Source organism: Clostridium sp. TJA085 (assembly GCF_058310235.1).
In genome coordinates this window covers 48,191-69,597 of record NZ_JBZEEZ010000007.1, presented here as the reverse complement: position 1 = coordinate 69,597, position 21,407 = coordinate 48,191, and the positions used below count along the sequence as shown (strand labels likewise).

19 protein-coding genes are annotated in these 21,407 nt (G+C 26.9%); all 19 read right to left on the bottom strand.

The features are described 5' to 3' along the window. Positions 1–134: 134 nt before the first annotated feature. Positions 135–1,160, bottom strand: a complete 1,026-nt coding sequence (locus AC4FQW_RS13005) for an AEC family transporter (protein WP_491149488.1) — start codon at positions 1,158–1,160, stop codon at positions 135–137. Between the two features lie 26 nt (positions 1,161–1,186). After that, the gene (oxc, locus tag AC4FQW_RS13000; RefSeq protein WP_491149486.1) at positions 1,187–2,890 is read right to left on the bottom strand and encodes an oxalyl-CoA decarboxylase; all 1,704 of its coding nucleotides are present in this window, start codon (positions 2,888–2,890) and stop codon (positions 1,187–1,189) included. An 84-nt stretch (positions 2,891–2,974) separates the two neighbouring features. Then, positions 2,975–4,246, bottom strand: a complete 1,272-nt coding sequence (gene frc / locus AC4FQW_RS12995; RefSeq protein ID WP_491149485.1) for a formyl-CoA transferase — start codon at positions 4,244–4,246, stop codon at positions 2,975–2,977. 279 nt (positions 4,247–4,525) lie between these two features. Continuing rightward, a complete protein-coding gene (locus AC4FQW_RS12990; protein WP_491149483.1) occupies positions 4,526–5,944 on the bottom strand; it encodes an LlaJI family restriction endonuclease in 1,419 nt (472 codons plus the stop codon). 8 nt (positions 5,945–5,952) lie between these two features. After that, the gene (locus AC4FQW_RS12985; protein WP_491149482.1) at positions 5,953–7,821 is read right to left on the bottom strand and encodes an AAA family ATPase; all 1,869 of its coding nucleotides are present in this window, start codon (positions 7,819–7,821) and stop codon (positions 5,953–5,955) included. Positions 7,822–7,823: 2 nt separating this feature from the next. Beyond that, the gene (locus AC4FQW_RS12980; RefSeq protein WP_491149481.1) at positions 7,824–9,074 is read right to left on the bottom strand and encodes a DNA cytosine methyltransferase; all 1,251 of its coding nucleotides are present in this window, start codon (positions 9,072–9,074) and stop codon (positions 7,824–7,826) included. Next, complete coding sequence (locus tag AC4FQW_RS12975; RefSeq protein ID WP_491149479.1) at positions 9,064–10,152, bottom strand: DNA cytosine methyltransferase; 1,089 nt, start codon at positions 10,150–10,152, stop codon at positions 9,064–9,066. The genes AC4FQW_RS12980 and AC4FQW_RS12975 overlap by 11 nt, the downstream gene beginning before the upstream one ends. A gap of 26 nt (positions 10,153–10,178) precedes the next feature. After that, complete coding sequence (locus AC4FQW_RS12970) at positions 10,179–10,382, bottom strand: helix-turn-helix domain-containing protein (RefSeq protein ID WP_491149478.1); 204 nt, start codon at positions 10,380–10,382, stop codon at positions 10,179–10,181. 292 nt (positions 10,383–10,674) lie between these two features. Further along, positions 10,675–10,980, bottom strand: a complete 306-nt coding sequence (locus AC4FQW_RS12965; RefSeq protein WP_491149476.1) for a DUF960 family protein — start codon at positions 10,978–10,980, stop codon at positions 10,675–10,677. Between the two features lies 1 nt (position 10,981). Then, positions 10,982–11,425 (bottom strand): JAB domain-containing protein, encoded by a 444-nt coding sequence (locus AC4FQW_RS12960; RefSeq protein ID WP_491149475.1) that lies wholly within the window; start codon positions 11,423–11,425, stop codon positions 10,982–10,984. Positions 11,426–12,311: 886 nt separating this feature from the next. Beyond that, the gene (locus AC4FQW_RS12955) at positions 12,312–13,913 is read right to left on the bottom strand and encodes a recombinase family protein (RefSeq protein ID WP_491149474.1); all 1,602 of its coding nucleotides are present in this window, start codon (positions 13,911–13,913) and stop codon (positions 12,312–12,314) included. Between the two features lie 162 nt (positions 13,914–14,075). Next, positions 14,076–15,668, bottom strand: a complete 1,593-nt coding sequence (locus AC4FQW_RS12950; protein ID WP_491149472.1) for a DNA primase family protein — start codon at positions 15,666–15,668, stop codon at positions 14,076–14,078. 204 nt (positions 15,669–15,872) lie between these two features. Beyond that, positions 15,873–16,811, bottom strand: a complete 939-nt coding sequence (locus tag AC4FQW_RS12945) for a hypothetical protein (protein WP_491149470.1) — start codon at positions 16,809–16,811, stop codon at positions 15,873–15,875. 112 nt (positions 16,812–16,923) lie between these two features. After that, positions 16,924–17,403, bottom strand: coding sequence for a 23S rRNA (pseudouridine(1915)-N(3))-methyltransferase RlmH (rlmH, locus tag AC4FQW_RS12940; RefSeq protein WP_491149469.1), 480 nt, complete (start codon positions 17,401–17,403; stop codon positions 16,924–16,926). Between the two features lie 169 nt (positions 17,404–17,572). Next, positions 17,573–18,214, bottom strand: a complete 642-nt coding sequence (locus AC4FQW_RS12935) for a lactate utilization protein (protein WP_303130628.1) — start codon at positions 18,212–18,214, stop codon at positions 17,573–17,575. A gap of 115 nt (positions 18,215–18,329) precedes the next feature. Beyond that, positions 18,330–18,827 (bottom strand): SEC-C metal-binding domain-containing protein, encoded by a 498-nt coding sequence (locus tag AC4FQW_RS12930; RefSeq protein ID WP_303130626.1) that lies wholly within the window; start codon positions 18,825–18,827, stop codon positions 18,330–18,332. A gap of 24 nt (positions 18,828–18,851) precedes the next feature. Further along, positions 18,852–19,643, bottom strand: a complete 792-nt coding sequence (locus AC4FQW_RS12925; RefSeq protein WP_491149466.1) for an MBL fold metallo-hydrolase — start codon at positions 19,641–19,643, stop codon at positions 18,852–18,854. Positions 19,644–19,662: 19 nt separating this feature from the next. Continuing rightward, positions 19,663–20,928, bottom strand: coding sequence for a UDP-N-acetylglucosamine 1-carboxyvinyltransferase (gene murA, locus AC4FQW_RS12920; protein ID WP_303130624.1), 1,266 nt, complete (start codon positions 20,926–20,928; stop codon positions 19,663–19,665). A gap of 218 nt (positions 20,929–21,146) precedes the next feature. Beyond that, on the bottom strand, positions 21,147–21,305 hold the full coding sequence (locus AC4FQW_RS12915) for a DUF1540 domain-containing protein (RefSeq protein ID WP_491149464.1): 159 nt from the start codon (positions 21,303–21,305) through the stop codon (positions 21,147–21,149). Positions 21,306–21,407: the final 102 nt, after the last annotated feature.

Below are 21,407 nucleotides of genomic sequence, written 5' to 3'. Positions count from 1 at the left end.
TTATTTATATAACTTAACTTTTGTAAGACTCATTCTACTTATAAGTACCCAGTAAAAATTAATACTTTATAAATCTTTTTTATTATATTATATTTCTCTTTTATAATATTTAATAGAAAAAGATTTTTGCTCATTTAAAAGCTCATTGTTGAAACCATATTTGTTATCCAAATCCAGAATGGTGCAGCAATTATAAACAATAGTACACTTACAGCTAATGAAGATGTACCAGTACGAACATATGTCTGATAACGGCTACTAATAATAATACCTGAAAATGCAGGTGGTAAAGCTCCAGCAAGTACAAGCATTTGAAGATGAGTTGGATCTAATTTTACAAGTAATCCTACAATTAATAAAAGCCCTGGCATAAGTATTAATTTAACAAAAGTATTATAAATAATCTCCTTATCAAACTCAAACTTTAATCCTGATAAAGTTAAACCTGCAGCAAATACAGCAACACCAGAGTTTGCCTTAGCTATAAGTTCAAAGTTAGGATAAAGTATTGGTGGAAATTCAATTCCTAGTAAAACAATAATAACAGCTAATATAGGTGCCCATGCAACTGGTTGCTTTAAAGCACTAATAATAGGATTTTTTTCAAGATTCTTTAAATCTCTCTCAAACACATCAAATTCTTTTTTTATTCCTGTTTCACAACTAATATCAGCAGTATCTTGTACAACTTCTTTATTTCCGCCAGGATTAAGTAATGCTAAACCTATAGGTATAGTAATGGCATTAACTACAATTGATACAATTGCAACAACTAATCCTGTATCTGCTGTTGTTCCAAATATAGGTTCCAAAACAGCAAAACCTAAGAATCCAATTGTTGGAGAACCAGCAATCAATGCACATATTGCAGCCTCTGCTTTAGTGTGTTTAAAAAATTTATAACACCCATAAAATGACCACATAAAAACTCCTACAATAACAACTATACTTACAATGGTTAATTTAATATCTACAAATAACATGTGTCTGTTTGCTTTTACTATTGATGCAAATAAAGCTGCAGGTAGTGCGTAATTAAGAACTAATTTATTAAATATTCTAGCATTTTCTGGAGTAAAAGCTTTTCTTTTTCCAGAATAGAATCCTAAAAACATAATTACAAAAATCGGAACTATGTCTTTCATAATAATGTCCCACATACTATCAACTCCCTTTAATTAAAATATTAATTTCCAACTTTATTTTTAGGATTTAAGGATGAAATATGACCACTCTCTGTTCCTACTTTTGGATCTATTACACAGTTAATTAAAGTTGGTTTTGATGAATTTATTCCATCTTTAATTGCATTTTTTAATTCTTCAGGTGTTGTAACATTGTGAGAAACTCCACCAAAAGCTTCTATTAATTTATCATATCTTGATGAAGCCATTAGTGTTGTTGGAGAAGGATCTGATCCACCACTTAAATTAACATGATCTCCACGATATATTCCACCATTATTAAATACTACAATTGTAACAGGAAGCTTGTATTCACATATAGTACTAATTTCCATACCACTAAAACCAAAAGCACTATCTCCTTCTATTGCAAGTACTCTCTTACCACTTGTAACAGCAGCACCTATTGCAAAACCCATTCCAATTCCCATAACTCCCCAAGTTCCACAATCTAAACGTCTACGAGGATAATACATATTTACAACATTTCTTGTATCATCTAATGTATTTGCACCTTCATTAACAAGATATATGTCCTTATTATCATCAACAACTTCTTTAACAACTTTAAGAGCATTGAAGAAATTCATTGGATTTGTTTCTGTATTTAATTTAGTTGACATCTTTTCTACATTAACTTTCTTATGTTCTTCAATATCATTTATCCAGGATTGCTCAGCTTTAACTATATTATCTGATAACCCCTTCACCATAAGTTTCATACTAGAAACTATATCACCAACTACTGGTGCTTCAATTTTGCGATTACTATCTATTTCTTTTGGATCTATTTCAAGTTGTATAAACTTAACATCAGGATTCCAATGCTTTCCTTTACCATGCTGTAATAGCCAATTTAAACGAGCTCCTAATAATACAACAACATCAGCATTTTTTAGAACAAATGAACGAGCTGCTGCTGCACATTGTGAATGATCATCTGGAAGTAGTCCCTTTGCCATAGACATTGGTAAAAAAGGAATTCCTGTTTTTTCTATAAATTCTTTAATATCATTATCTGCCTGTGAATAAGCAGCACCTTTTCCTAAAATAATTAATGGTTTTTTTGCTTCAGAAAGTAATTTTAAAGCTTTATCAATTGAATCAATTGAAGGAATAACCTTAGGTGAAATATCCTCAACAGTAAAAAGTGTCTTATCAGCTTCGACCTTATCCATTACAGTTGATAATAATTTAGTTGTTACATCTAAATAAACTCCACCAGGTCTTCCTGATGTAGCAGCACGAATAGCTCTAGCCAAACCAATACCTATATCTTCAGGTTTATTAATTCTATATGCTTTTTTTACAAAAGGTTTTGCTATATTCATTTGATCTAATTCCTCATAATCTCCTTGTTGCAAATCAATAATAGACCTATCACTAGATCCACTAATTTGAATCATTGGAAATCCATTAACAGTTGCATTAGCAAGTGCGGTTAATCCATTTAAAAATCCTGGAGCTGAAACAGTTAAACAAATTCCAGGTTTTTTTGTTAAATATCCAGTTATAGCTGCAGCATTTCCTGCTGATTGCTCATGTCTAAAACCTATATAACGAATTCCTTCTTTTTGAGCATGTCTTGCAAGGTCAGTTACAGGTATACCTACTACTCCATATATAGTATTAATTCCATTCTTTTTAAAAGCTTCAACAAGAATATGCATTCCATCTGTTAAATTATTATTTTGATTAATATCCATAATTACCTCCTAAATATGAAATTTAATACTTACGATAAATAATTTTGCGGTAATTGTATACAATTACCACAAAACTAAAATTATCTATTTACATATAACGTGTTTATCACGTAACATAGATATCTCTTGTTCAGAGTATCCAATATCTTTTAAAATTTCATCTGTATGTTCTCCAAGAAGAGGAGCTTTTTTAATTTCAGGAGTATAGCTTGAGAATTTTGGTGGACAACCTATTGTCAAGAATTTTCCACGTCCAGGTTGTTCTACCTCTACAAGTGTTCCACATTTACGAAGTGATTCATCTTTTTCTATTTCAGCCATACTTAATACTGGACCACATGGAACACCAAATTTACTTAACTCTTCTATAACTTCAAATTTATCTTTATTTATTGTATATTTTTCAATTTCTTTATAGATTTCTTGTTTAACCAAGTTACGAGCTGCAGGAGTATTAAATTTTGGATCTGTAATCCATTCTGGTTTTCCAAGACCTTCGCAAGCCTTAGCAAATGCCTTGTCCTCATTTTGTAAAACAATATAAACATATGCATTGGAATCGTTTTCCCAACCTTTACACTTATAACACCAACCAAGCACTTGTCCACCTTCTGCATTACCATAACGAGGTACTGTATCTCCTATTTTATCTTCAGGATATCCAGGGAAGTGTTTTAGTGTTCCTGTATGTTCTAAAATTAATTGATCACGAAGTTTTACTCTACATAAGTTTAACACGGCTTCTTGCATTGATTGGTATACAAAACAGCCTTCACCTGTTTTTTCTCTTTGCATCAATGCTGCAAGCAGCCCTATTACCAAATGCATTCCTGTATTACTATCTCCAAGTGCAGCTCCTGATTGAGTTGGAATATTACATTCTCCATTCCACCATCCAGTTGTAGCTGCAGCTCCACCGGCACATTGTGCAACTGGTTCAAAAGCCTTAACGTTTGCATAAGGTGAATCAGGATTAAATCCTTTTATAGAACCATATATAAGACGAGGATTTAATTTATGGACTTCTTCCCAAGAGAAGCCTAATTTATCTGCAGCTCCTGGATGTAAATTTTCAACAAAAATATCTGCATCTTTTAAAAGTTTTTTTAAAATCTCTTTCCCTTCTGGAGTTTTAATATCTAGTTCTATTGAACGCTTGTTACTATTAAGTTGTAAAAAATATAATCCGTCTAAATCAGGTAAATCAAGCAACTCACTACGCGTTGGATCTCCAGTTCCAGGACGTTCAATTTTAATTACATCAGCTCCTAACCAAGCTAATAACTGAGTACAAGCTGGACCTGATTGTACTTGAGTCCAGTCAATAACCTTAATACCATTTAATGGTGCTATCATAATAATTTCCTCCTTTTTATTCTTTAAGTTAAAAAGTATTTAATTATTTAGATAAAAAAAAGTTTAATGACTTTCTTTTACTTATAAGTTAATCTTACATCAAAAATTCAAGTATTTAGCATATAAAAGGGAAAGTTTAGAGTTATTTAAACTTTATCATAAAATAAAAATATTATTTACTAAAAATATATATTTATGAACTAAAAAACCGCACCTATTTATGGTACGGTTCACCGTTAATGCACCAACACTAAACATTATAATATTTTATTGCATTAACTATATACTTAAATACTTATCATACATTTCCTCACAAGGTTTCAATATAACTTTAATATCATTTAAATTTCTCGAATTATAAAATTCATCAAAAATATCTAAACTAACAAAACCAATTACTACTTCTTCACTACTATCTATTGGCATAAGAAATGCATTATCTTTGATTTCAATATTGTTTTTAATTGCCAATTTTTTATATGCTAATTCGTATAAATATTGCTTAGTTATATCTCCTACACCGGGTTGATTTTTAATACCATTTTCATCTAATTTTATCTTATAATACTTAGCATCATATATTGATAATCCATCTTTATTAACTGTAACCAAATCTGGAATTAAGCTCTTATTTGCATAATGTTCTTTTTTAGATTCTAAGTGCGTCCATCTAGGCTTAGGAATAATATCTTTTAATAGTGAAGACTTTTTTATACCTTCATATGAATCTAAATTTAATTCTTCAAGTGTTTTATTTAAACAATTATCCATAACTACAGAACACACATCTTCCCAAACTAAATTAAAACTATTTGTTCCAACAAAAGAAATTCTATCACTACTATCAGAGTTATCATTTCTATTTATATAATCTTTAAGCATACTTAATACTTTCTGATTTCTAGTTATAAATTGCTGACTTAATTCTTGATCTATGCAATATGTAATATAATCAATATCTCCAAACTCATCTATCATTTCAGATGATAACTTAATTGGTATAATATCTAAAATATTTAATAAATCTTCAACCGCTTCACAACTAAGTGTAAGAATACATCTATGAAGCCTCCTGAATAAATTATCTTCATTTATTTCATCATTTATAGTAAATAAATTTAAATATATAGGTGTTTTATTAGAAAAATATATATTACTTTCATTAATAGTTTTATCCCATAAAATCTCTCCTACTCCATTTTCTTCGATAATAGTTCTATTATTACTATACAAACCATTTTCATAATAATCATAAATTAAATCTAATGTTAGCGAAAGTAAATTAAACCTTGTAGAATCAGAGTTTTCATTAAAGCTTTGATTTTGTTCTTTTGAATTATATTTTCTTATTACTTCAACAATTTGCTTTAATTTTTTATAATTATTATTTTTATCATCTTCTATATTTTTGATATATTTAGGATATAAAATAAAGCAACAATTCCCTACTGTAAGGATTCCAACAAACCTAAATACATACATAGTTCCATCAAATCGCATATTTACTTCTTCTAAAAACTCAACATCTAACAATTCCTCTAACTCAACATTTTCAGTATTTTTAGATAGTTTTTTTACTATATTCATTAAAGTTAAAGACTTTAATATATCTTTTGTTTTCTGATCATCTAATCCTAAATATGTTCTCAGTTCAAAAAAAGAATAAGGTTTTAATTCCTGTAGAATCTGTATTCTCATTTTTTCACCTACTCACAATCAATATTATTAGGATCTTCATCTGATAAACTATTACTCTCATCATAATTTTTGTTATCATTTGATATACTATTAAGTTCTAACGGGTTACTGAATATGCTACTACCATTATCATCGAAATTTTTACATAAGGTTGAATATGTTTTAGCTTTTTCTGCAACAAACAAATTATTCCTATAAGCTTTTCCAGCATCTTCATAAAGATACATTAACACCTTATTCTTAACTACATCTGTAATTTTATCAATATCTCCACATTCAAGAATTGACTTAGATATAAAATACGGTCCTATCAATTTATCTTCAGGTATTCGATAACTTGATAACCTATCGTTTACTTCTGTTCTAAAATCATTCCATTTCACAATGTTATTATTTGATATTTTCATCATATACTTATCAAAATCACTTGTATTTTTGGTAGCTTCATTTACTCCTATATATTTAAATTCCCATCTTCTCTTAAAGGCTGTATCCATAGGCATAACTCCTTGATCAGCACTATTCATTGTTGCCCAAATATAAAGATTATTTGGCAATATTAATTTACTATAATCCTCTCCAAGCTTTGAATGAATATAATTTTTTTTCTCTTCAGAAATATTTTTTACTTGTTCTTTCAAATACACTCTAACATCTTCAGAAGTGGATATAGAATATTCACTTTCTCCATTTGCGTTTCTATCTAGCAACTGAAAGAAATCTCCAAAAACAGCTGACACATTTGCTCTATTTATTTCCTCAATTATCAATAAATAATTTATATGAGAATTCAATAAAGCTTTTACGAGAATTCTCATAAGAACTCCTGGAATATATTTGTATGTTATACGCTCCCTCAAGTTTCCAAACTCATCATAACAAGTTCCATCTTCACCTTTAATTCCTACTGGAAATGGTTTGAAAGTTCCTATAAAATTTCCATACATATAATTTGGATGAAAAGTAACTCTCTCATAATTATTTCCAAAATTATCTATAGCCTCTTTATTTAATAAATAGCTTTTCCCAGTACCTGGAGCCCCAAAGAATATACGTTGGTATGGTAATTTTATTGTATTATTACAAACTGAATTATTTATATTCTCTTCTTGATAAGCTACTATATCTTTATCAATATAATCAAAATAATTTTTTTTTGCATCATCAAGATTTATATCATCAAGTATTTCATAATCCCAAAATTTTTCATACATTAGTATATCCAATAACTCAGCTTTAAATTCTGAACTTTCTTGAGTAGCTTCTTTTAATGTTATTCTACTATCATCATATTTAATAAAACCAGACCAATCTAAAACGGACAATAATTCTCCAATCTGCCTATCTTGATGTTTCCATACTCTATCACTAGTATTAACATTAATCTTACTTTTATCATTTACTTCTCTTGATTTTAAAATATCTAAATATACTTTATACCTATCTACTTTCTCACTTTTTGCAACTTTATCATTGTAAAAAATAAATTCTAAAACCTCATCTTTTGTTAAATACGCATCATCCGAATCTATCTGCTTAGCCACAAACAACAATTTCACAATTTCTCTTAATGGAGCTATTTTAATTCCATCATTTTTACAATCTATTAAACTATTTTTTGTACGTGGATTTGGATATTGAAATTTTTTTATAAAATTAAGTAAAACACTTCTTACATTGCCAGCAGCTGCTAATTCCGCACATTTTCCCTTATTAATTAAATTCAAATAAAATCCTATTGTATTTGCATTATTATTAAGTGATTTATTCTCTTTTGCAGATGGTACTTCATCATTTAAAAATAGTTTAGCAAAATACATTGCTTTATTTTCTAGCATTGATACCCTCATATCATTCGTATATAAATAATGATACATAGTTATTTCTCCTCCTCATAAATAAACATATCCAATAAATCTTTTAATGCATTCCCTAAAGCCATTCCCAATTTAGGTGGCACAGCATTTCCAATCATTTGAAATACACTTCCTTGACTCCCTATAAATTCAAAATCATCATCGAATGATTGTAACCTTGCAGCTTCTCTTGGAGTTATACTTCTAGCCTGTTTAGAATCATAATGTATAAATCTATTACCATCTTTATAAAGGTGCGCTATAATTGTTGTACTTGGCTCATTTTTTTTCAAAACATGATATCTATGGATTGGTGATTTTGAACCAACCATTTCTTCATAAATCTTCGTAATAGCCTTTGAATTAGTATACTTATTTTCTCCAACCTCTATATCTTTTGCTAACATAGAATAAATTTTCATATCTCTAATATTATGATATCTTGGTTTATGCCAATTTACAGCATTTTCTCTATATTTATATGCAACTCTTTTTTTATGATATAATTCATCCCAAACTGGTTCTATCCTATTAAGATCTCCAATTGCTTCTCCAACAGTAATTATTCTATTACTTTTATATTTAGGTAAAATAACGGAATAAAACATATCAATTATTTCCTCTGCATCTTTTTCTAAACAAATATCATTACGTATTCCAAGAATAATAACCCTCTTTCTATTCTGTGGTACCCCATAATCTACTGAATTAATCACCCCATTTTTTCTTAGGTTTTTATCAATAACATATCCAATTTTATTAAATGAATGTGTTATTTCTTCAATAATATTAACCCCATTTGGTTTTGCACTTAAAATTCCTGGAACATTTTCAAAAATAAAAGCTTTAGGTTTATACCTATTTACAACACTTAAATAATGCTCAAATAAATAATTTCTATAATCATCATGCATTCCATTCTCATCGCGTACCCTTCCTGCAATTGAATATGCTTGACACGGAGGTCCTCCTATTATTACATCAACACCACCATATTGTTGTACATAATAATCCAAGCCACGAGAACTTCCATATTTTTCATCATTATCCCAACCTTTAAAAAGCTCATTCTCCCTTTGAATATCAAAGTATAAAACTTTATCATCAGCATTTTTTTCATTCCACTTATGCTTTAATCTATTTCTAAGCGTTTCTACCTGTGGATATAGCCACTCTACAGAAGCTACACTCTCATATCTTCCAGTTTGTAAGAAACCATCTTCCAATCCTCCACATCCAGCAAATAAATCAATAAATTTATATTTATTTTCCATGCTTATTAACCTCGTAATCTAAGTATTTTTTTAATTCCTTTGCTATTGCAAACCCTAGCTTAGGAGGAACAGCATTCCCTACTTGCTTATACTGTTGAGACTTATTACCATAAAAAATAAAATCATCTGGAAATGACTGTAATCTTGCACTTTCTCTAACTGTAGGTATCCTATTATATTTATAATGAAAATGAGATCTATGTCCTGTATTTATTGTAAGTGATGGTTTCTTACTATGATATCTTGTTAATGCTTCATTATACTTATATAATACTCTGTATTTTTCAGGAAGTGCTTTATAGTTTTTCCCCTCCGGTACCATTGATATCATCTTAATTGTCTTATCTGAATGTATGGTTCCAATATGATTATATATTTTCTTAGAATTATTACGCATTTCCCTTTGAAATTCACTCAATGGCTCTATTAAATAATCTTGAACTTCATCCCCATATATCCCTTCTAAAGCTGGCAAATCTCCTATTGCATCTTCACAAGTAACGTAATCCTTAGCTTCTAATATTGGCTTTGGAAATTCAAATTCATATTTTGAATCCAATATTCCTACAAAAAAAGCACGTTTTCTTATTTGAGGAACTCCGTAATCTGGAGCATATAAAACTTTCACTGTCATTTTATAACCAAGATTTCCAAAATCATTAAATATTCTATCTTTTCCCTGTCCATTATATAGGGTTAACATTCCTGGAACATTTTCTAATACCACAGCCTTAGGCTTCATTAGCTCAGCAGTTTTTACCATTGCTTTATATAAGATATTTCTTTCATCATTTTCCTCTCTTTTACCAGCCAATGAGAATCCTTGACATGGTGGTCCTCCAACCAATATATCTAGATTTTTGTGTCTTTTATAAAACTCTTTTGCTATAACTGATATGTTATCATGATTAAATAAATCTAATCTCATTGCCATTGTATTACCATGATTCTTAGAAAATGTTTCTAAAGCTTTTTCATCAAAATCAATTCCTAACACAACGTCATATCCCGCATCATAAAAACCTCTTGATAATCCTCCTGCCCCTGAAAATAGATCAATTACTGTATATTTTTTCATTTATTATAACTACCTTTCTATCTTTATTAATCATCAATACATTCTATTATTTCTGAAATATTACACTTTAATTCATTACAAATACGTAGTAATACATCAGTTGTAACATTCTTATTACTTTTCAATTTATAAAAAGTACTTTTACTTATATTTGCTTTTATCATTAATTGCTGATTATTTATTTCTTTATCTATCATTAACTTCCATAATGGTTTATAGCTAAATTTCATAATAATCTTCATCTCCTTTGCATAAAGAACATCTCAATAAAATGCTTCATGCTACATATTATCATAAATCTTAACTTTTCGCGAGAAAAATGCCTCTTTTCGCAAACTATATATAACTTATGTAAAATATCCATATATTAATTAAACTCTACCATATTTTCATATAAAAAAATATATTTAATATAAAAGACTAAAGCTATTTAGGTTAACCTAAATAGCTTTAGTTTTTGTTGTAAATATTTCATTGAAACAACATTTTTTTAACTCTTTTTTTGGCTTATATTTTCATATCCTAATATTCTTCTGCTAACATCATTGTTGAATATTCATAATCATCTATCACTAAAATTTCTATATTTTCATTACTTTCTATATTAAATAAAGGTAAAACACATTTTTCTTTATATTCTGGAATTTCTTGACTATGTTCAATTATAATTCCCTTATTAAATTTTTCTATTTTAAAAACTTGCAAATAATCTATTTCTTTTGTTTCTTTTTTTAAATGATCAATCATATTCCAAATTATAAGTTGTAATCTTAAATCCAAATTTTCACTAATCCCTTTTGTTATATATCTATTTTCTTTGTTAAACATACTAAATACCTCCTTTTTCCTTAAAACTATAGTATTCTTCATTTAAGCCTACTATTAAATGATCAATTAATTCTATACCCAATATTTTTCCTGACTCTTTTAATCTTTCAGTTACATTAATGTCTTCTTTACTAGGATTAACATCTCCTGAAGGGTGATTATGATATACAATTATTGATGCTGAATTACTTAATATAGCTATTTTAAATACCTCCCTTGGATGAACTATTGATGAATTTAAACATCCTATACTAATAGTAGTAATATTAGTTGGTTGATTCTTACTGTCTAGACAAAGCAAAATCATTTTTTCTCTATCGAAATCTATTAAAAATTCCTTTCCTAACTCAAAAGCATCATTTGGATTTAATATTTTCCTTTTTTCATATAAAATAGATTTCTCTTTAACAAGCTTTACTGAAACCAAATTAATTCTTTTCTTCATTTTTCATCACTCCTTAAAATTTAAAAGGGAGCTAATTATTAGATAGTAAATATTTAGTTCCCTTTATTTAATATAAAACAAAAACTATTACCCACATTTATAGGTAATAGCATATTTAAATTAAACTTCTATAAAATTTTCTATTACATCTTCATTATTTACTAATAACGTTAATTTTTCATATGTCTTATCATAAAACTTATCCTATTTTGCATACTTAACTGCATCTTCATAAGTCATTCTAAGTTCTTCTTCCAAATCACATTCTTCATCTTTTTAATATCCATTTTTATCATTCCATTGAAGAAACTTTATTATTTTAATACGTTTATTTTCTTTATCCATAAATTTAAACCCTCATTATAAAATTATTGTTATACCATAACTATACTATATATTTTGAATTATAATAATTGCTATTTATATGTGGAGTCTTTATGAATCATTAATATAATACATTTTTCAAAAAACTTTATTTACTTAATCTCATTAACCAACGTTCTCATCCATCTTTCAGAATAACCTAGTTCCCTTGATAACTCTGTTAAATTTTTACCATTATATTTATATTTTATATCCCTTAAAACATATTCTTTAGAATACAATCTCATGAAAAATGTTATTTGTTGCCTTTATAATTCTTACATAGTTTTATAGTAGCTTCTTCTCCTAATAAATCAGCAATATTCTTATATATCCCTTTAAAATCTTCATTTTCCATTTTTATATTATAATACGCCTCTAAATCAAGTATTCTCTTAAAATAATATGCAATTTTTTAAACTTTTTCATTTTACATCCTCCTTTATAAATATAATTAAATTATTATGTCTTGTAATTTGAATTATGTCTTGTAAAATTTATTGATTGCTTTATTCATTTCTGTTTAAAATTCTATATAAAAATAAAAGGGTGAACCCAATGGCTCACCCTTATTTAACTTAATAAATCGCTTATTTACTTCATCATTAAATTTTATACTTATTGAGTTAATTTCTCTATTTTCATTCATTGTTATTTTATCAATCAATAAATGTAATAACATTTTTTTATTATCCTTATTAAACTCATTAAATATGTCTGATATTTTGCTTATTACTAATTTTACATCTTCTAAACTCACTTTTGTAACTGTATTATATTTTATTTTTTCTTCAAGTTCTTTTTTTCTTTTAAAATCTAATTCAATTACTCTTTCAAATTCTTCTATTCTTGTTTTCAGTATTTGTTTATCTACTATTCCATCTTCATATAATTCAAATATTTTATTTTTCTTTATATTTAAATTATTTAATTTATTTTCAAGTATTTTTATTTCATTCTTTACTGGCTCTATTCCTTCTAAATTTTTCTTATTAAATTTATCTATTGCTTCATTTAATAGATTTTCATTCTTTAAAATGTTATTTATTTTAGCAATAATAAATTCTTCTGCTTTATCTGCACGTATTCCATTACTTTTACAAACAGCACTTCCTTTATTCCTCCAGTTTCCACAATGATAATATCGTATCACTTTTTCTTCTCCATTTTTTAGTTTTCTTTTAACTCTTCCAGCAACCATCGAAGCTCCACATACAGGACATTTTAATAATCCTGTTAAAAGATAATTTCCTTCAAATACTCTTGCTGGTCTTTTACTTTTACTTTTAAAAATACATTGAACCTCTTCCCATTTCTCCTTAGAAATTATTGCTTCATGTATTCCTTCTACTATTATAGGATTTTTATTTATTCCTCTTCTTCTTTTCTCACTCCAATTTTCTCTATAATTATATCTTATGTTACCACAGTATATTGGATTTAATAATATCTCTTTTACTCCAACTATATTAAAATAATTATTTTTCTTAGTTTTATATCCCTCCTTATTTAACATATTGGTTATAGCTTTAAGTCCTAATCCATTTAGATATGAATTATATATTTTCTTTACTACAAAAGCCTCTTCTTTATTTATAACAAGTACTCTTTTCTCTTCATTATTGTTCAAACTCACACTATCATACCCTAAAACTCTGCCACCATTCCACTTCCCCCTTTTTGCTCGTTCTTTATGCCCCATTTTTACATTATCTACAATTGTTTCACGCTCAAATTCTCCAATAGAAGCTAATAAATTTAATAATAATTTCCCTGTTGCTGTATTAGTTTCAAATGGTTCTGTACAACTTTTAAAACCTACATTATACTTATCAAATATGTGTACCATATTTAATAAATCTAAATGATTCCTTGCCAATCTATTTGTTTTCCATACCCATACTTCATCAATTCCACCTTTCTTTATATCTTCTAATAATTTTTGTAAAGCTAATCTGTTTTTTAAAGACTTACCACTTATTCCTCTATCAACATAACTATCAATTACTTCTCTTCCTTCACTTATACACTTATTTTTTACCATACTAAGTTGTGCGTCTATACTATATCCTTCTTCCGCCTGTTCAATGGTACTTACCCTTGCATATATAACCGCCTTCTTCAACTTAATCTTCCTCCTTTTTTATAATATCTTCTATAACCTCACTAATCATTTCAATAATAATTTCAAAATTACTTATCTCCATAAAATCCTCTTCTTTCACTAAAATAATATATAATTAAATTTTTCTTTAATCCTATGTGGAAAATTCCAAAATTCCAACATCTAATAAAAAACTTTTAAATTTAAAAATCCATATTTATTTTCTCCATCTCTATTTATTCTCTTATATAAATATTTTTTTTTGATTTTATCTATAAGTTCTTTTAACTCTATATCCTTTGGCATTACTCCTTTTTTTTCAGAGTAATAATTTATAAAATATTCTTCAACCTCATATTTAAAGCTATATTCATTTTCATCATATTTACAACATTCATTAATAAATGAATCTACTAAATTTATTGAGGATATATATTCTTTCATCATCCTTTTTGTAATATTAGGCTCTATAAATTTATTACCTTTGTCTATATATTGTTGTAATCCATCAATAGACCATGAAAAAATTAAATCTCTTTCTTTCAAAAGTTTTTTGAAGAGGTTTTTATCTTGCTTTTCTTCAGGTATACTATTTAAACAAGGAATAATTATTAATCTATTAAAAAAAGCACTATAATCTAAGCTTTTATTATTGCTAATAGTTGGAATATTATTACATGCGAATACTAACTTTGCTTTATTATAAAAACTAAATGGATTATTATATAATGCCTTACCAGTAACTTTATCATTATCACTAACCAAAGCTTTAAATATGCCAGTATCAGTTATTTTATAGTCTGGTAATTCGTTGCATACATTTAATTTTTTACCATATAAACTTGCTATATTTTCTCTCTTATTTAGATTTTGTAATTCTATATTTGAGACATTGCTTTCTCCACATATATTAATTAATAAATTTAACAGTACACTTTTCCCTGTATTAGACTTTCCATAAAATATAAATGCTTTTTTTGCATTATTAAAGTTAGATAGACAATATCCTAAAACTTGTCGTATTAATATTATTAATTCTTCATCTCCATTAGTTAATGTTTCAATAAATACTTTAAATCTAGAATTTTTAAAATCATATTTTTTTAAATAATTAGCATTAATAACATTTAAAAACAAATACTTTTTACTATGTTCCTTAATATCAATATCTTCGTTTTTATTTATTTTTAAAACACAATTCTTACAATTAATAAATTTTTTATTTATTTTTTTATCTTCTTCATAAATCTGAATACTTGGGTGTATTTTAAGCAGTCTTAATATACCTATAATATCATTTCCATTAAAAAAGTTTATTTTATTCTTTAGAATTTTGGAATAAATGTAAGTACCAGCTCTATGATCACTTAGCTGTCTAAAACAACCATTTTCTTCATCATACTTCATCAAATAATTGTTAAAAATTATATTTCTATTTGATATTATGTCTTCTACAATATCATTATGAACTAGATTTTTATTTTTAATATTAATATAACTCTTATTAAAATAATCTATTTCTTTATTGTAATCATTTTTTTCTTTATAATTTAGTCCATATTTAAAAAGTTCTTTATTTCTTTCCTCATAATGTAACCCTTTTTTATCTTCAAAATAATCTAAAAATGTTTTTTCTTTAACTTTATTCAATTTATTCTTTCTCTCTTTTTTTTCTGCATAATTTTTATCAATATTCGATTGTAAAGTTTCATCTTTATTCTTAAAGATTTTTTTATATCCCCTTTCATTTTTATTTTTAAATATATTTTTTTCCACTTTAATCACTCCTTAAAATTTATCTTACACTTTTATTTTAAGGGTAATCATAATACACAAGTTTACAAAAAAATTTACAGTATTTTTTATTAAAAAGTAAATTTTTAATCCAATTTTATATAAAAATAAAGAGTAATAACTAAATTATTACTCACAAAAAGAATCCTTTTTACATACTATTTTCTAAAATTTTGAATAAGAATATTAATATTTGTCTTCTAATTCAAGTATTTCTTCTCCTATTTCCATAGCTTTCAAATATGAAAATCCAGTTTTTTCTTTTATTTTTAATATCTCTTTTTCAGTAATATGATTCCTTAAAGCTATTTCATTTGTATATTTATCTAATATAGAATTATTCTTATTTTTTTTAAACCTTTCATATTCCTTTATTATTTCTTTTTTAATTTTTCTATTTAGATTACATTTACTTTTGTAATTCATTTTTAATATCTTATTTTTCAATAAATTTTCTAATTCTTTATCTATATCCTTAGTTTTACTTTCCATGAACTTACTATATTCCATTACTATGTCAATTGATCTTTTCATTCCATAATCTAAATCTTTCTCAAAAGAATCTTCATCTTCTCTTTCAATTTTATTAATTTCTTTAATCTTTTTACACCTTAAATTTTCAGATTTTATACACTTAATAATTCTACGAATTTCTTTTTTATTTTTAGATTTCTCTTTAAATATATGTAATGCAATTTTCTTTACTTCAATTAACCTATCATCTACTAATTTTGTATATTCAGAAAAGTTTAAATCTATATATTCATTTTCATTTATATTATTTTTCATTATATTTTTAACTAAATTATTATTACTACTCTCCTCAATTAATAAAAATAAAACTATTAAACAAAATGTTTTATAAGAAAATCTAGTTTTATTTGACAGTATTGGACTTATTGCATCACAAAAAAAACTTTTTTCACTTTCTAAACTATTTTTTTCTAAATACTCTAAAAATCTTTCATCATATATTTTTTTTATTATTTTTCTAGATTTTCTACTTATAACAGTTTGTTGTACATTTAATGTTTTACACTTTGGAAAATATAATTCATTATATATTTTCGTTAAATCAGCAAATTTTATATCATCACTTCTCATATACAATTTCACTCTTTTCATATATTTGGTCTGCTAAACTTATTATACAAAAAAAGTCCACTTAAAATAATATATTTTAGTAGACTTAATAATTTTTATATTCTTTATTTATAATTAGGTATAATATTTACCGTTACTTATGGTACGGTTCATTGTTCATTATTCTAAAAGCTCTATATACTTGTTCTAAAAGCATAACTCTAAATAGCTGATGTGGGAAAGTCATCTTAGAGAAACATAACTTATAATCTGCTCTTCTTCTCACTTCATCAGAAAGACCAAGGCTTCCACCAACTATAAATACTATATTTGAATTACCAGTAACTCCACACTTTTCTATAAAACTCGAAAACTGCTCTGATGTAATTTCTTTACCTTGTAAATCCATAGCTACAACGTAGGAATTATCCTTTATTTTTGAAAGTATTAATCTACCTTCTTTCTCCTTTATTTGAATTTCCTCTTTCTCTGATGCATTATCAGGAGTTTTTTCATCCGGAAGTTCTATTATATCAAGTTTGCAGTATCTTCCTAACCTCTTTGAATATTCATCAATAGCTTGTTTTAAATATTTTTCTTTTAATTTACCTACAGTAACTAATGTTATGTTCATTTTTTCCTCCTAAACTAAACATTTTTGAAATTATGTAATAATGTTTTAACCAAAATCATATATTTATAATAGTTAAATGCACTAGTTATTTTAATTTTATTTTGAAAGTATCTCCTTGCGTTCAAAAAATTAAGTATAGTTATACTTTATTAACTAGTGCATATGTTTTTTAATATCCTAAGTTTTCATTTAAAAATATTATGTGCATTCTCTCTTTTCTATTTTGTCTTTTTATTAAAGTATACTCATTGCATATTCTATCTTTACTTTTACAATCCATGCAATATCCAACCTTTGAACATGGTGTTTCTTTATTTAATCTTTTTGCATTTATTGGTGCAGCACATTCTCTATTTCTTTTTATTGCTTCTTCAACATTCTTTACTATTTTATTTACTCCACAAATAACTATAACCTTTTCTGGTCCATAAAGCATTGCTGCAACTCTATTTCCATTTCCATCTACATTATAAAGTTCCCCATTTTCAGTAACAGCATTACTACTTGTAAAATATGCATCAGCAAAAAATGATTCCTTAAACATATTTACAACTTCTTCTCTTGTAATATCTTCTTTATACCTATCTAAAAACTTATATCTTCCGCTCCTTAAATGTTCCATTACACCAGTTTCCAAAAGAGTCATAGAACCTCCACATGAAACTAAGGAATTTTCACTTACTATATCTTCTATAATTCTTATAAGTTCTTCTCTATCTTTTGCATAGTATCCGTTCATATTATTTTTATTTATAGCTTGTACAGTTCTGGTTATCTTTTGTTCATTTGCCCATATAACATTTTTATCCATAATACAAAACCTCCTAAATATTTATATAAAAATAAAAAAAAATATAAATTTAATATAACTTGTTCTAAATATTAAGAAAAGCTCATAAAATCTTATGAGCTTTTAAATGTCTAAATTATTTTCCACAACATTTCTTATATTTTTTTCCGCTTCCACATGGACATGGATCGTTTCTGCCTATCTTTTCTTCATTTCTTACTGTCTTTGAATCATTATATGCTTTTTTAATTTCTTTTCTCTTTTCTTCTGAAAAAATTCCATCCCATTGTGGTAAATTAAATAAATAATCAGCTTTTGCATCTAACATATTAAAATATAATTTCTCAAAATCTATATCTAATACTAATTCAGTGTTTCCATCTATAGTTTCTAAATCATATGGAACTTTTAAACTATCATTTATTCCATCAACAAATCCCATTACGAATTCTTCAGTTGTATTTTGTTCTTTAGCTAAATTATTTATTGTTGTTTTTTTAACTTCTTTGTGGTTTGATAATAAATCTTTATAAATATTTGTTTCTATCTTACCATACTCTTCCCAAAAAGCTTTTTCACCTTTTGTTTTTACATATTCAACAACCATGTCAGTCCAATTTTTGTATAAACTCATCTCATTCTCCCTCTTTCCTTCTTATTATAAGTTAATTAATGAGCTAGGTTCATGTCTACTAGCCATTGAAATTTTAACATCCAAACCTTCTTCAATACCTTTTTCGGCTAAAGAAGTTAAAACTGTCTGATAAGCTAAGTCTGGATGATTATTTGTACCACTTAAGTGACCTAATATTATTTTTTTATCATTACCATGCTTTATAATTTCAGCAATGGCTTCTCCACAATCATCATTTGATAAATGTCCTATTTCACTTAATATCCTTCTCTTAAGACTGTAAGGATAAGGACCAAATTTAAGCATACTAACATCATGATTGCATTCTAAAAGTATAATATTAGAATCTTTTATATTATCTCTTATTTCTTCAGTAAATGTACCAAAATCAGTTGCAATACTTATTAAATTATCTTTTGACTTTATTGTATATCCAACTGGAGAAATAGCATCATGAGGTATTACAAATGATTTAATCTCTAAATCATTTATAATTACCGTACTTCTTCTGTCCATTATTTTTATATTGTGTTCTTTTATTTTGCCAATCGATCCTTTCATGGCTTCCCATGTTTTATCATTTGCATATATAGGTATATCATATTTCCTTGATAAAACTCCCACACCTTTAATATGATCTGAATGTTCATGTGTCACAAAAATACCATTTATATCTTTTGGATTTTGATCTATCTTTGCTAGTGCTTCATCAATCTTCTTGCCTGGCATTCCAGCATCAACTAATATTCTAGTATTATCGTTACCTACAAAAATACTATTTCCACTACTCCCACTATAAAGCGAACAAAATTTCATTATATATCTTCGCCCCCAATTATTCTGCTACATCAACTCTTACTATTTCAGCACCTAAACTTCTGAACTTATCTTCAATATGAGGGTATCCTCTATCTATATGCTCTATACTTGTTATTTCAGTTGAACCATCTGCTATAAGACCAGCTATAACCATTGCGGCTCCGGCCCTTAAGTCAGTTGCCTTAACAACCGCCCCAGTAAGTTTTTCAACTCCATCTATTATAGCAACTCTTCCTTCAACCTTTATATTAGCACCCATTTTCTTAAGTTCATCAATATGTTTATGTCTGCTTTCCCATATTGATTCAGTTATTAAACTTCTTCCTGGCACTATACTTAATAAAGTTGACATTGGTTGTTGTATATCTGTTGGGAAACCTGGATATGGAGCTGTCTTAACATTTACTCCTTTTAACTTTCCAGAACATGTAACTCTTACAGAATCATCACCTTCTTCAACTTTAGCACCCATTTCATTAAGTTTAGCTGTTATTGATTCTAAGTGTTTTGGTATAACATTTTTTATAGTTACATCTCCTTTAGTAGCAGCTGCAGCTATCATAAATGTACCAGCTTCTATCTGATCTGGTATTACGCTATATGCACAACCTTTGAACTTTTCTACACCTTGAATTCTTATAATATCAGTACCAGCACCCTTAATATTTGCTCCCATTGAGTTTAAGAAGTTAGCAACATCAACTACATGTGGTTCCTTAGCAACATTTTCTAAAGTAGTAACTCCTTCTGCTCCTGTAGCAGCTATCATAACATTTATAGTTGCTCCAACAGAAACAACATCAAAGAAAATATTTGTTCCTACTAATCTATCAGCTTTAACCTTTACAGCACCATGTTCTATAGTAACATCTGCACCTAGAGCTTCAAAGCCTTTAATATGTTGATCTATAGGTCTAACACCTATAGGACATCCCCCTGGAAGTTCAACTCTTGCTTCTTTAAATCTTGCTAAAAGTGCTCCAATAAAATAATATGATGCTCTCATTCTTCTTACATCTTCAGTACAAGCATCATAATTATTAACCTCTGTGCTATCTATTTCTAATGTATTATTATCAATTTTTCTAACTTTACAACCTAAGCTTACAAGTATTCTTTCTAAACAATGTACGTCCTCAATATCTGGTATGTTATCTATAACACACTTTGATTCACTAGCAATTACTGCTGCTGGTAATATTGCGACTGCTGCATTTTTAGCTCCATTTATATCAACTGACCCTACTAAAGGTCTTCCTCCATTTATAACTAACTTTTCCATCCAATTCACCCTTATTTTTAGATTCTATATACTTAAAATTCCCAAAATTATATTATTTATCAAAAAAATATTTATTAGACATTATAATCCTATTATCAATTTTTATAGTTCGTTTATCATTATAACACAAAGTTGCATTATTGAAATATTTTTTTGACAAAAAATAAGATAGATAAAAGCTTTGTGGGCTTTTATCTATCTCCAAATGGTTATTTTTGTTATTTAACTTCAAAAGAGTTACAATCTGTACATTCAGTTGTAGTTGCTTTATGAGAATGTTTTCCTACCATAATTGTGTCTAATGTACAATAATTATCTTCTTTGCAATGATATTTACATTCATTAACTACACATTTAATACTTGAATTGTGATTCATAAAAAATCCCTCCTAAACTTAAGTTACATAAGTAGTATGTGATAAAACCTTTTATTTATTCCTTTTAGTTTTTTTCTTTAAAGTATTATGTTATAATTTATA